The sequence below is a fragment of the Ruegeria sp. CL3 genome, assembly GCF_056536505.1.
In genome coordinates, this window is record NZ_JBQFPT010000001.1 from 319,091 (window position 1) to 331,516 (window position 12,426).

9 protein-coding genes and 1 tRNA gene are annotated in these 12,426 nt (G+C 58.7%); 3 read left to right on the forward strand and 7 right to left on the reverse strand.

The genetic code is table 11. From position 1 onward, the window contains the following. Positions 1-173: 173 nt before the first annotated feature. Positions 174-1,241 carry a recombinase RecA gene (gene recA / locus ACR0NO_RS01645; RefSeq protein WP_170373677.1) on the reverse strand — a complete coding sequence of 356 codons (1,068 nt, stop codon included), beginning with the start codon at positions 1,239-1,241 and terminating at the stop codon, positions 174-176. Positions 1,242-1,433: 192 nt separating this feature from the next. Between recA and ACR0NO_RS01650 the strand changes: the two genes are divergently transcribed. Further along, on the forward strand, positions 1,434-2,027 hold the full coding sequence (locus ACR0NO_RS01650; RefSeq protein WP_480722752.1) for a sulfotransferase family 2 domain-containing protein: 594 nt from the start codon (positions 1,434-1,436) through the stop codon (positions 2,025-2,027). 3 nt (positions 2,028-2,030) lie between these two features. Here ACR0NO_RS01650 and ACR0NO_RS01655 read toward each other — a convergent pair whose 3' ends face one another. The 3 genes from ACR0NO_RS01655 to guaB all read right to left on the reverse strand — a co-directional run bounded on the left by ACR0NO_RS01655 (position 2,031) and on the right by guaB (position 7,110). Further along, positions 2,031-4,322: an ATP-binding protein gene (locus ACR0NO_RS01655; protein ID WP_480722753.1), complete on the reverse strand. Its 2,292-nt coding sequence runs from the start codon at positions 4,320-4,322 to the stop codon at positions 2,031-2,033. 106 nt (positions 4,323-4,428) lie between these two features. After that, positions 4,429-5,586, reverse strand: a complete 1,158-nt coding sequence (locus ACR0NO_RS01660; RefSeq protein WP_480722754.1) for an RsmB/NOP family class I SAM-dependent RNA methyltransferase — start codon at positions 5,584-5,586, stop codon at positions 4,429-4,431. Positions 5,587-5,661: 75 nt separating this feature from the next. Beyond that, entirely contained in the window at positions 5,662-7,110 is a 1,449-nt protein-coding gene (gene guaB, locus ACR0NO_RS01665; RefSeq protein ID WP_480722834.1) for an IMP dehydrogenase, read from the reverse strand. A 219-nt stretch (positions 7,111-7,329) separates the two neighbouring features. Here guaB and ACR0NO_RS01670 point away from each other — a divergent pair, with 219 nt between their 5' ends. Continuing rightward, the gene (locus tag ACR0NO_RS01670; RefSeq protein ID WP_480722755.1) at positions 7,330-9,375 is read left to right on the forward strand and encodes an ASKHA domain-containing protein; all 2,046 of its coding nucleotides are present in this window, start codon (positions 7,330-7,332) and stop codon (positions 9,373-9,375) included. A 22-nt stretch (positions 9,376-9,397) separates the two neighbouring features. Further along, positions 9,398-10,255: a class I SAM-dependent methyltransferase gene (locus ACR0NO_RS01675; RefSeq protein ID WP_480722756.1), complete on the forward strand. Its 858-nt coding sequence runs from the start codon at positions 9,398-9,400 to the stop codon at positions 10,253-10,255. A gap of 10 nt (positions 10,256-10,265) precedes the next feature. Here ACR0NO_RS01675 and ACR0NO_RS01680 read toward each other — a convergent pair. The 3 genes from ACR0NO_RS01680 to ACR0NO_RS01690 all read right to left on the reverse strand — a co-directional run bounded on the left by ACR0NO_RS01680 (position 10,266) and on the right by ACR0NO_RS01690 (position 12,419). Then, positions 10,266-10,339, reverse strand: a tRNA-Gly gene (locus tag ACR0NO_RS01680). 64 nt (positions 10,340-10,403) lie between these two features. Then, positions 10,404-11,231, reverse strand: a complete 828-nt coding sequence (locus ACR0NO_RS01685; protein ID WP_480722757.1) for a polyphosphate kinase 2 family protein — start codon at positions 11,229-11,231, stop codon at positions 10,404-10,406. 126 nt (positions 11,232-11,357) lie between these two features. Beyond that, on the reverse strand, positions 11,358-12,419 hold the full coding sequence (locus tag ACR0NO_RS01690; RefSeq protein WP_170373670.1) for a methyltetrahydrofolate cobalamin methyltransferase: 1,062 nt from the start codon (positions 12,417-12,419) through the stop codon (positions 11,358-11,360). Positions 12,420-12,426: the final 7 nt, after the last annotated feature.

Below are 12,426 nucleotides of genomic sequence, written 5' to 3' on the forward strand. Positions count from 1 at the left end.
TCTCTCAGCGCGCAATCAGAATGGTCTGCGCAGGTTTATCGCCGTGCCCGCAGAGTGTCCACAGCATTGACCTTCCAAACGAAACAAGGCGGCCCGATGGACCGCCCTGTTTAAGTTATTCTCAGCACTGTCGGAGCGCCGGGAGATTTCTGGTGTTCCCTCTCGCGCGTTCCTTAGGCCTCGAGGATATCGTCATCCTCGGCCGCTCCGGGCGGCATGTCGAAGTCCAGACCATGGGCCGCGCGGATCTTGTCCTCGATATCCAAAGCGATCCGAGAGTGATCGCGCAGATACTGCTTTGCATTCTCACGACCCTGCCCGATCCGCTCATCCCCGTAGCTGAACCACGAACCCGACTTCTCGACCACACCGGCTTTGACGCCCAGATCCAGCAGCTCTCCCATTTTCGAGATGCCTTCGCCATACATAATGTCGAATTCCACCTGTTTGAACGGAGGGGCCACCTTGTTCTTAACGACTTTGACACGGGTCTGGTTGCCGACCACCTCATCCCGATCCTTGATCGCGCCGATACGGCGAATGTCCAGACGAACCGAGCTGTAGAATTTCAGCGCGTTACCACCCGTTGTAGTTTCCGGGCTGCCAAACATCACGCCAATCTTCATCCGAATCTGGTTGATGAAGATTACCATGCAGTTCGAACGGCTGATCGAGCCGGTCAGTTTGCGCATCGCCTGACTCATCAGACGGGCCTGAACGCCGACGTTGCTGTCGCCCATGTCGCCTTCCAATTCGGATTTCGGCGTCAGCGCCGCCACCGAGTCGACCACGACCATGTTCACCGCGCCAGACCGGACCAGCGTGTCGGTGATTTCCAGCGCCTGTTCGCCAGTGTCAGGCTGCGAGATCAGCAACTCATCCAGATCAACGCCCAGCTTTCGGGCATATTGCGGGTCCAGCGCATGTTCTGCGTCGACAAACGCACAGACACCGCCGCGCTTTTGCTGTTCGGCAATACAATGCAGAGTCAGCGTTGTTTTACCTGAGCTTTCAGGCCCATAAATCTCGACAATCCGGCCCATCGGCAGACCGCCGATTCCCAGCGCGATATCCAGACCGAGAGACCCGGTCGAGCTCGCCTCGATATCCTGCTTGGCATCTTCGCCCAGCTTCATGATCGAGCCTTTGCCAAACTGCCGTTCGATCTGGGCCAGCGCGCTATCGAGCGCCTTTTGCTTGTCCGCGTTTTTCTTGTCGCTCATCGTCAGAAGATCCGCCATTGTCCTGTCGCCTTCCCTTTTGTCACACCCTTTGCCGGGCGGCAATCGCTGCTTTGTTCGCCTCTTGTTCCTTATGGGACCAAAAAGGGAACATTTCAACTAAAACTTACAGAACTTACTCTTGGGCAATTGTGTTAAAGATCCGTTTACGCCAATCTGCCATCTTAGCGACGAACGACATGGGGCCACTAAATGCTTGTTTTCTATAAGGAACGTCTTGCGTTTTTATCGGTCCCCAAAACCGGCAGCACCGCATATCACTCGGCCTTGCGGGCCCGCGCTGACCTTTTGATCACCCACCCGCCCGAGCTGAAACACGCGCCGGTACGCCGATATGACCGTTTTATTCAAAACATGTTCCGCAAAATGTACGACACCGAGATGGAGATCATGGCCGTTGTCCGAGAACCCATCGACTGGTTGGGCAGCTGGTACAGGTTTCGTCGGCGCGAGGATCGCATCGGGCATCCGCATTCGACACGGGATCTCAGCTTTGATGCGTTTGTGCAGGCCTATATGCAGACCCCTCGGCCCGAATTTGCGGATGTCGGCAGTCAGAGCGAGTTCTTCCGCACCCGCAACAACGGTGTCGGGGCTAGTCATGTTTTCAAATACGACCATCAGGACAGAATCGTCGACTTCCTGCAAAACAGGTTGAACTACGAATTCTCATTGCAGCGCGAGAACGTCTCACCACCCGCAGAAACAACTCTGTCTTCTGAAACCGAGGCAGCGCTCCGAAAACACTCAAAGGCCGATTTTGCGGTCTATGAGGCGGCGCAATAGCCGTCAATTCATCTGCTGAAACACCGCCTCGGTCAGTTGGGTCAAAGAGAAGGGCTTTGGCAAAAAGGTCGAGTTCGGAACCTGAGGACCCGAGTCGCCGAACGCGCCCTCGGTATAGCCCGAGACGAACACGACCCGGACATCCGGTCTTGTCTCGATGGCCTTGGCAACCCAGGTCGGGCCGTCCATTCCGGGCATGACGACATCCGTTACGAACACGTCCACGTTCAGGTCGGCATCTTCCAGCAAAGTCAGGGCGTCCTCGGCGGATTCGGCCTCGAGCACCGTATAGCCTTTCAGGCGCAACGCACGGGTTGCGAAGGCGCGTACCGGTGCTTCGTCCTCGACCAGAAGCACGACGCCCTCACCCTGACGCGCCGTTTTAGAGTCCGGCACATCTTCGGGCTGGATTTCGACGGGTTTAGCTTTGACACAAACCGGCAGGAGCAATGAAAACTCGGTGCCGCGTCCGACAGCGCTGTCGACGAAAATGAAGCCACCCGTTTGTTTAACGATCCCGTAAACAGTGGAAAGGCCAAGCCCCGTACCCTCGCCCGTGCGCTTGGTCGTGTAGAACGGCTCGAATACTTTTTGCAGTTTGTCGGCGGGAATACCGACCCCACTGTCGATCACCTTGACGGTCATGTAGTCGCCGGGCGGAACCGTGGCCCGGTCTTGGCGTAAGGGCTCGGTCAGGCTCAACACCTCGGTTTCGATGCGAATCTCACCGCCTTCAGGCATTGCATCGCGCGCATTAACGACGAGATTCATCAACACCTGCTCCAACTGCCGCTTGTCCGCGCGCACAGGCTTAAGGACAGGATCATGGCTGAGCGTCAATTGAACTTTCTCACCGACCAACCGGTTCAGCAGATGGATGAGGTCCGAGATGGTGTCGCGCACGTCCAGCACTTCGGGCCGTAAGGTCTGTTTGCGCGAAAAGGCCAGAAGCTGGCTGACCAGAGCCGCCGCGCGATTGGCATTCTGATTAATCTGAACCAGGTCACCATAGTTAGGGTCGTTTTGATCATGACGCAGCAGCAGCAGATCGCAATGACCTGATATCGCGGTCAGAAGGTTATTGAAATCATGTGCAATACCTCCAGCCAACTGGCCGACAGCCTGCATCTTCTGTCCCTGAACAAATTGCGCCTCAAGTGTTTTTAACTCCGTGGCGTCGTTTAGAACCGCGATAAGGTGGGATTTCCCGTCGATCTGAACCCGGTCCAGAGTGACCTGAACGAACAGCTCTTTGTCATCGCGAGTTAGTCGCTGGAATTCAGATCGAGCAACTTCTTCGCCCGATGCCGTTTGCGCCAGCCACTCCAGAATCGGATGGTTCAGCCCCTGCAGGATCTGGTCGATATTGGTCTCGTTTAGGCAGAGATCACCCAAGAGAGCCAACGCCATCTGGTTTGCCTGCAGTATGGTCCCCTCGGGCGTCATGCAAATGATCGGCACGGGCAGTTCTGCGAGTGAGGATCCATGCTCCGGATGAACAGGTTGAGAAACCGGCATCAAAAGAAGGTGCCGTTCAGCCCCCGACGCCGATACGCCAGTGACTGCGACGCGTGTTTCCCCCTCATAAGCAGGGACCGAGCAGATTTGACCATCATGTGGCAATTCGTTCGGAAAGATATTGTCAATCGAACCCGGTACCGTGCCGAAAAAGGCCCTTGCGGCGGTATTGAGGTGTAATAGGCGCCCACCCCGACCGATGGTCAGTACGGGAAGGGTGATTTTATCCCACTGCCCTTGGCGACCAAGTTTGAACCGCCAGCAGAACAGATGGTCACCCAATCGAACAACCGAAACCGGGACGTTCTCGCCAACGGTGATGATGTCCTCATCCGCTGAGCCATTTGCTTGGGCCAGTGTCTGCAGTCTCAAAAGCAGGCTCGACGGGTTGGCGAAGACTGAGCGCAGCACCTCGGGCAGCGTCGCCTCCGGGCTGGCTCTCAACTGTTCGCGCGCAGTTGGGTTGGCGACCAGAACAGTGCCCTCTTCATCGGCAATAACGCTTGCGCAATCGTCGTGATCTACAAAAGCAGCCAGCACATCAAGGGTTTGATAAGCAGCTTTGTCGGCAAAGAGGCCCCCGATCAGAATCCAGAGAGACGCAAACAGGACCGAGACTCCTACGACGATCATGCCCTGCGTCCAGTCCGCAGGCACCCGGCCCGTATATGGCGCCACGTATAAAAGCCCGGCCAGTCCAACCAGCGCCAAAACACGCGCAGCAGACGGCGTTCTACGCGAGCGGCGATCGAAAAACGAATATGTAGTATCGGACATGAACGACCCGGCTAGCTTTTTTGAGAGCAATAACGATCCAAAATGGTTAATGCCCGCTTAACAGAGTTAAGGGGCTACGAAAACTACCTTAGGTTGTTTTGAGTGGCTACTTTGTCAGATGCGCAGTGAAAAACCCGTCAACGCCATCCGTGACACGCCAATTCCGTTGCAGCGTCGCCGTCCATTCGGGGTTCTCCGACACAAAGCTTTCGACAACCCGCGCGTTTTCGTCCTGAAGCATCGAACAGGTTGCATACGCGAGAAGGCCCTCGGGATGAACCAGTGGCGCGACCTCACCCAGAATCGCACGTTGCAGCTTGGTCAATTCGATCAAACGCTCTTCGGTCAGGGCCCATTTTCCGGCCGGAGCGCGCCTCCAAGAGCCACTGCCCGAGCAAGGTGCATCGACCAGTACGATGTCAAAGGGCGCAAAACCGGCTAGTTCCGCGGTCTCAACGCAGTTTACTCTTACGCCCGCGCGGTCAGCGCGGTTCGGCAGGTCCTGCATGCGCTTCGGGTTGATGTCATACGCAAACACCTCGACTCCTTGATGAGCCGCAAGGGCCAGCGATTTCCCACCACCACCGGCGCAATAGTCAAGTACACGCAAACCAGGCTTGAGGGGCAAAGCTGCCACAACCGCCTGACTGGCCGCATCCTGTAGCTCGACCAGACCGTCCAGGTAAGCCTGACTTTGCGCAACCTTGCGTGCGCCTTCAACCACGGTCAGAGCCGTCTCGCAGGCGGGATGGGGGTCAGTTTGAACCCCGTCAGCCGCCAAAGCACGGGCCGCGCCTTCCACGTCTGTTTTGAGCAAATTGACCCGAAGATGCACCGGAGCGCGGCTTTGCAGGGCCGCTGCGGCCTCAGTCGCCGCATCCGCCAAAGACACGGAAAACCGGGGCCAGAGCCAGTCTGGAATATCAAACTGCTCGGCCAGTGACAGGAAATCCCGACCCTGCTCAGACGCTTCAATTGGCACAGGCGCGTGGCGTTCGCCGGTGAACAGAGTGCCAGGCGCCTGCCCTGCAGCACGCAGCGCTCCGATCATCAGTCCCCGACCGGTCTCAGCACCCCCAAGTGCCGCGAATGAGCGCTTGCAGCGCAAGGCCGTAAAAACGTGATCCCGCACCGCTGCGCGATCCTTGGAACCTGCGAACCGGTTGCGCCGTGCCCACCCAGTCAGGGCTTTTTCAACGGGCGCGCCGTCCAGAATTTGGTCAAGGATCTCGATTGAGGCCTGAACACGGGCTGCCGGGGTCATCTTTCCCTCCGTCGGGTTTTCCAAGAACGCAAAACGGCGCCCGCGTCGGGGCGCCGCCTACAACAGATCACCAGATCACATGATCCGGTAGTTCGGGCTTTCGCGCGTGATCTGCACGTCATGCACGTGGCTTTCCTTCAGACCAGCCCCGGTGATTTTGACGAAATTGCAGTTCTTGCGCATCTCTTCGACTGTGGCACAGCCGGTATAGCCCATGGCCGCGCGCAAACCGCCGACCAGCTGGTGAACAACCGCTCCTGCAGAGCCTTTATAGGGCACCTGACCTTCGATCCCCTCCGGCACCAGCTTGTCATTGGCGGCATCCTTCTGAAAATAGCGATCCGCCGAACCGCGCGCCATTGCACCCAAGCTGCCCATGCCGCGATAGGATTTGAAAGAGCGGCCCTGATACAGGATCACCTCACCCGGGCTTTCATCCGTACCCGCGATCATCGAGCCGACCATGGCGCAGGACGCACCCGCCGCGATGGCCTTGGCGAAATCACCCGAGAACTTGATACCACCATCGGCAATCACCGGCACATCTCCGGCGGCTGAGGCGCAGTCCATGATCGCCGTCAGCTGAGGCACCCCGACACCGGCCACCATCCGCGTGGTACAGATCGAGCCCGGCCCAATGCCAACCTTGATCGCATCCGCGCCCGCATCAATCAGCGCTTTGGTGGCGTCAGCCGTTGCGACGTTACCTGCAATGATCTGAACTTCGTTCGACAGCGTTTTGGCGCGTTTGACCGCCTCAAGAACACCTTCGGAATGGCCGTGAGCGGTATCGACGACGATGATATCGACACCGGAGTCGACCAGTAGTTCCGAACGCTCAAACCCTGCATCCCCGACCGAGGTCGCGGCGGCAACGCGCAAACGGCCAAGGTGGTCCTTGCAGGCTGTCGGGTTCAGAACGGCTTGTTCCGTGTCTTTCAGGGTCAAAAGACCGGTCAGCTTGCCTTCGCCATCAACGACCAGCAGTTTTTCGATCCGGCGGGCGCGCATCAGGGATTTGGCCTCTTCCAGATCGGCGGGCTCTTGCAGCATCGCCAAATTGTCCGAGGTCATCATGGCCTTGATCGGCGTGTCATCCGACGTGGCAAAGCGCATATCCCGGTTGGTCACGATGCCGACAACGCGGCCCTTCTCATCCACAACCGGAAAGCCGGTGAAGTTGTAACGCTGCACCAACGCCTGCGCGTCTGCAAGCGTCTGATCGGCGCGCAACGTCACCGGGTTGTAGACGATGCCCGACTCGAACCGTTTCACCCGGCGTACCTCGCGGGCCTGTTCCTCAACCGACAGGTTCTTGTGGATCACACCGATCCCACCGGCCTGCGCCATGGCGATGGCCATACGCGCCTCGGTCACAGTGTCCATGGCCGAGCTGAGCAGCGGGATGTTCATAGAAATCTGCCGCGTCACGCGCGTCGTCGTATCCGCCGTTGCCGGCAGCACTGAAGATGCGCCCGGAACAAGAAGTACGTCGTCAAAGGTAAGTGCCTCACGAATCTGCATCATCAAACCCCATGCAAAAGCCCGTTTGGCGGTGACCCTATTGCATGGATTGACCCGAAGGAAAAGCCCCAGAACCCAAGTTGTTTGCCCTTGGGTGGGAATAGCACGTCCTAAAACGACGCTCGTTGTACAAAACGTGCCGCAGTCAGGGCTTTCCCTTTGTGAATAAACTCATATCTTCCCCGGCATACGCGCGAACACAATTTAGGCAGGCCGACCATGACCACCGACCCCCTTGTCGTCTTTACCCCCTCGGGCAAACGCGGGCACTTTCCCGTTGGCACCCCGATTCTGACCGCCGCTCGACAGCTGGGCGTCGATCTGGATTCGGTTTGCGGTGGGCGCGGCATCTGCTCGAAATGTCAGATTACGCCCAGCTATGGCGAGTTCCCCAAGCACGGCGTGACCGTCTCTGAAGACGCGCTGAGCGAATGGAACGCGGTCGAGCAGCGCTATGACGACAAACGTGGCCTGAAGCCCGGCCGTCGTTTGGGCTGTCAGGCTTCGGTTCAGGGCGATGTGGTGATCGACGTGCCGCCCGAAAGCCAGGTTCACCGTCAGGTGGTCCGAAAGGCCGCAGCGGCGCGCGCCATCACCATGGACCCGGCCACGCGGCTTTATTTCGTCGTAGTCGAGGAACCCGACATGCACTCGCCCACCGGCGATCTGGAGCGTCTGGAACGTGCCCTGCGCGAGCAGTGGAAGATCGAGGCCGTCACCGCAGATCTGTCCCTGATGTCGAAGCTGCAACCGGTTCTGCGCAAAGGTAAATGGGAAGTCACTGTCGCCGTTCACAAAGGTCATAAGGACCCGGTGGCACGCATCGTCGAAATCTGGCCCGGCCTGCACGAAGGGGGCCTCTATGGTTTGGCCATCGACCTCGGCTCGACCACGGTTGCGGCGCATCTGACCGATCTGGAGACAGGTGAGGTCAAGGCATCCTCGGGCCTGATGAACCCCCAGATCCGCTTCGGCGAAGACCTCATGAGCCGCGTTTCCTACGCCATGATGAACCCCGGCGGAGATCAGGAGATGACCAAGGCCGTGCGTGAGGCGATCAATGACCTGACCACCTCGATCGCTGAAGAAGCGGGCATTGACGCCAGCCTGATCGTTGAGACGGTGTTCGTTTGTAACCCGGTCATGCACCATCTGCTGCTGGGTCTGGACCCGGTCGAACTGGGGCAAGCTCCGTTTGCGCTGGCGACATCGGAGAGCATGTCCCTGCCCGCGCGTGAGATGGACCTGACCACGATGAACCCGCGCGCGCAGATCTACATCCTGCCCTGTATCGCCGGTCACGTGGGTGCCGACTGTGCCGCCGTTGCCCTGTCGGAAGAGCCCGGCAAATCCGAAGATCTGGTGCTGATCGTGGACGTGGGCACCAATGCCGAAATCCTGCTGGGCAACACCAGCCGCGTTCTGGCCTGCTCGTCGCCCACAGGCCCTGCCTTCGAAGGCGCGCAGATCAGTTCCGGCCAACGCGCTGCCCCCGGCGCGATTGAGCGGATCGAGATTGACCCCGTCACCAAGGAACCCCGCTTCCGCGTGATCGGATCCGAGAAATGGTCCGATGAGGATGGCTTTGATCAGGACATCGCCACCACTGGCATCACCGGCATCTGCGGCTCTGGCATCATCGAGGCGGTGGCCGAGATGCGCATCGCTGGCCTGCTGGACGAAAGCGGCCTGATCGGATCGGCCGAGCAAACCGGCACGCCCCGCTGCGTTCCTGAAGGGCGCACACACGCCTATCTGATCCATGATTCCAGCGCGGAAGGTGGCCCTCGGATCACGGTCACCCAAGGCGATATCCGGGCCATCCAGCTGGCGAAATCGGCACTTTATGCGGGTGCGCGCCTATTGATGGACGAGATGGAGGTCGACCGCGTGGATCGCGTGGTTCTGGCCGGGGCCTTCGGTGCGCATATCTCGACCAAGCACGCGATGGTTCTGGGCATGATCCCGGATGCGCCGCTCGAAAAGGTCTCAAGCGCGGGCAACGCGGCTGGTACCGGCGCCCGGATAGCACTGTGTAACATCGGATCGCGCGCCGAGATCGAGCGTGTCGTGCGCGAGATCACTAAGATCGAAACCGCCATCGAGCCGAAGTTCCAGGATCACTTCGTCGCCGCCAACGCGATCCCGCACAAAACCGACCCATTCCCGGAACTCTCACAGGTCGTCACCCTGCCCGCACCGTCCTTCAACACCGGTGGCGGCGATGAGGAAAAGACTGGCCGCCGTCGCCGCCGGAGGTCATAGTTCCCCTCAAAAGGGGGCTGCGATGCGGAACATCAACGGTGATCAGGAAGAGTTCTGGGGCAAGTCTGAAATGGGTGCCCGCTGGCTGACCTTTGAAGATCAGCTGGACACCTTGTTTCAGCCCGTCCTGGAACTGGTCCTGAAACGATCTGGCCTGTCACGGGGCATGCGGATTCTTGATATCGGTTGTGGCACTGGCGCATCTGCGTTGGCCGCTGCGCAGCTTGTTGGGGCTGAGGGTGCGGTGCGCGGCATCGACATATCGGAACAGTTTCTAGAGCGCGCGCGCCAGCGGGCCAGCAATGCTGGTCTGTGCAATCTTTCGTTTCAATACGCCGACGCTCAGACCACAGAGCTTTCGCGGGGCGATATTGACGCGATGATCTCAAGGTTCGGCGTCATGTTCTTTGCCGACCCGACCGTCGCCTTCGCCAACATGGCTCGCGCCCTGAAGCCCCGTGCGCAGATGACCTTTGCCGCTTGGGGCGGTCTGTCTGACAACCCTTGGTTCAAAACCCCGCATATCGCTGCCACAGCGCGGTTGGGTCAGCCGCCTAAAGTTGACCGGAATGCCCCTGGGCCGCTCGCCTTCCATGACAAGGACAGAGTCGCTGGCCTGATGCGCGATGCGGGGCTGGTTGATGTTCAGGTCACGACGGTTTCGCTGGTGCTAAATGGACCACTATCGGTCGAAGACGCAGCCCTGCTCTGCACCCGTGTGGGACCTGCTGCGCGTGTGATCGCGCATTTCAACGGCACCGAAGAGGATGTGCGCGCGATCGTCGATACTGTTGTGCTACAGTTCGAGGAGTACCTCACTTCGGAAGGAACGCGTGTCCCGGCCGCTATTAACCTGCTGCAAGCACGCCGTTCACAATAGACATTGAAGTTGGAGCGGGTAGCGGGAATCGAACCCGCGCGTTCAGCTTGGGAAGCTGACAGGCTACCATTACATCATACCCGCCGCGAAATTTGAGATACCATCGCCACCTGAGGAACTGCAAGCGCCTTTCGGTGAGGTTTATGGATTACTCTGTCCTCGCCCGCAGAGAGTCGATCAATGATTGGTCAACATCCAATGCCTCGCACGCCGCGTCCAAAGTCCGTTTGTCCAAATGCTGTGGGTTTAGATCTATGTCCTTTGAGAATGCGTCAACGATGGCTTGCATTGCTTTGATTCTCGAAGATTTTTTGTTGTTAGCTGGAATAACGTGCCACGGGGCAATCTCCGTTGATGTACGCGCCAGCATCTCATCGACGGCGATCCCGGCCTCGTCCCAACGCTCGCGATTGCGGAAATCCTCATAAGTCAGCTTCCAGCGCTTCAATGGGTTGCGCAGGCGTTCGGTGAAACGCGCCATCTGTTCGTCTTGTGAGATATGAAAGAACAGCTTTACGATCCGTGTGCCGTCATCAACAAGCATACGCTCGAAATCGTTGATCTCTCGATATCCCGCGCGCCACCGTTTCTCAGGTGTGAACTTCTCGATCCGTTCCACCAGAACACGCCCGTACCAACTGCGGTCAAAGGCCGAGATTGCACCTTCTGGCGGCAAGCGTTCCCAAAACCGCAGCAGATAGTGGCGGTTGAGATAGTAGTTTCGCGGCGCGCCGATCGGCCAGACTTTGAAACTGCGCGGATCAAGCGCCTGGCTGATACGGCGGATCGTGCCACCTTTGCCAGCGGCATCCCAGCCTTCAAAGACGATTACGCCCTTGGTTCCATGGAAGAGAAAAGCTTGCTGAATACGCGCCAGTTTCGCCTGCAGATCGATCAGCTTGTCGAAATATTCCTTCTTACCCAACTTCTCACTCAGGTCTGCGTCGGCCAGTTTTGGAGGGTGATGTTTGGACATGAAAGCACCTGATCGTTGCGGAAAGGACCGCCCCAGTCTCTACGATATCAAGCTTGCTGCATTGATCAGGGTCAAACGAATAAGGCCGGACGCAGGGCCCGGCCTTTGATCTGATAGTTCAGAAAATCAAGCGCGACGGCGACGGCCACCGCCGCGACGACCGCCTGCTCCACCGGCCGCAGCCGCTTCTTCAGGCGATTTGTTGAACTTGATCCAGGCGCCGCCGTGCGGGTCGTTGTTGGTCAGCAGGTTGGCGGCACGGATGGCCTCCATTTCCTTGCCAGCACGGGGCTGAGTCGAGCCCAGACCGAACATCTGAACGAAGGCCTCGTCATCCATGCCTTCGGGCAGAATGATACCGGCGGCGGCAACGGCCTCTTTCTTCTCGGCGATTTTCTTCTGCGTCGTCGGCAGAGCAACGGGGTTCATGATCGCGGAGGTCATGCCAGCACCCATCGCCATCGGCAGGAACGCGTTGTTGATGCCGTGGCGGTTCGGCAGACCGAACGAGATGTTGGACGCACCACAGGTGGTGTTCACGCCCAGCTCTTCGCGCAGACGACGGACCAGAGCGAAGACCTGCTGGCCAGCGGTTGCCATCGCACCGATCGGCATAACCAGCGGGTCAACCACGATGTCATGCGCCGGAATGCCGAAATCGGCAGCGCGCTCAACGATCTTCTTGGCCACGTCGAACCGCACATCGGGGTCTTCCGAGATGCCGGTATCGTCGTTCGAGATCGCAACAACCGGAACGTTGTATTTCTTGACCAGCGGCAGAACCAGCTCCAGGCGCTCTTCTTCGCCGGTAACCGAATTCAGCAGCGGACGGCCCTCAGCCGCCTCAAGACCGGCCTCCAGCGCGCCGGGAACCGACGAGTCAATGCAGAGAGGGACGTCAACCAGGCCCTGAACCAGCTCTACGATCTGGCGCATCAGCGGCGGCTCGGTCTCGTTCGGGTTGGGGTTCGAGTTGTAGACAACGCCTGCGTTGATATCCAGAACGGTCGCGCCTGCAGCGACCTGCGCCAGCGCGTCTTTTTCAACGGTCGAGAAGTCGCCCGCTTCCAGTTCAGCAGCCAGCTTTTTGCGGCCCGTTGGGTTGATCCGCTCACCAATCACGCAGAACGGTTCGTCAAAGCCCAGAACGGCGGTTTTTGTTTTTGATTCTACGACTGTACGGGTCATGTCCGTT

Coding starts and splice junctions, on each gene's coding strand:
- recA (WP_170373677.1), bottom strand. CDS start 1,241: ATGGCGGATCTTCTGACGATGAGCGACAAGAAAAACGCGGACAAGCAA.
- ACR0NO_RS01650 (WP_480722752.1), top strand. CDS start 1,434: ATGCTTGTTTTCTATAAGGAACGTCTTGCGTTTTTATCGGTCCCCAAA.
- ACR0NO_RS01655 (WP_480722753.1), bottom strand. CDS start 4,322: ATGTCCGATACTACATATTCGTTTTTCGATCGCCGCTCGCGTAGAACG.
- ACR0NO_RS01660 (WP_480722754.1), bottom strand. CDS start 5,586: ATGACCCCGGCAGCCCGTGTTCAGGCCTCAATCGAGATCCTTGACCAA.
- guaB (WP_480722834.1), bottom strand. CDS start 7,110: ATGCAGATTCGTGAGGCACTTACCTTTGACGACGTACTTCTTGTTCCG.
- ACR0NO_RS01670 (WP_480722755.1), top strand. CDS start 7,330: ATGACCACCGACCCCCTTGTCGTCTTTACCCCCTCGGGCAAACGCGGG.
- ACR0NO_RS01675 (WP_480722756.1), top strand. CDS start 9,398: ATGCGGAACATCAACGGTGATCAGGAAGAGTTCTGGGGCAAGTCTGAA.
- ACR0NO_RS01685 (WP_480722757.1), bottom strand. CDS start 11,231: ATGTCCAAACATCACCCTCCAAAACTGGCCGACGCAGACCTGAGTGAG.
- ACR0NO_RS01690 (WP_170373670.1), bottom strand. CDS start 12,419: ATGACCCGTACAGTCGTAGAATCAAAAACAAAAACCGCCGTTCTGGGC.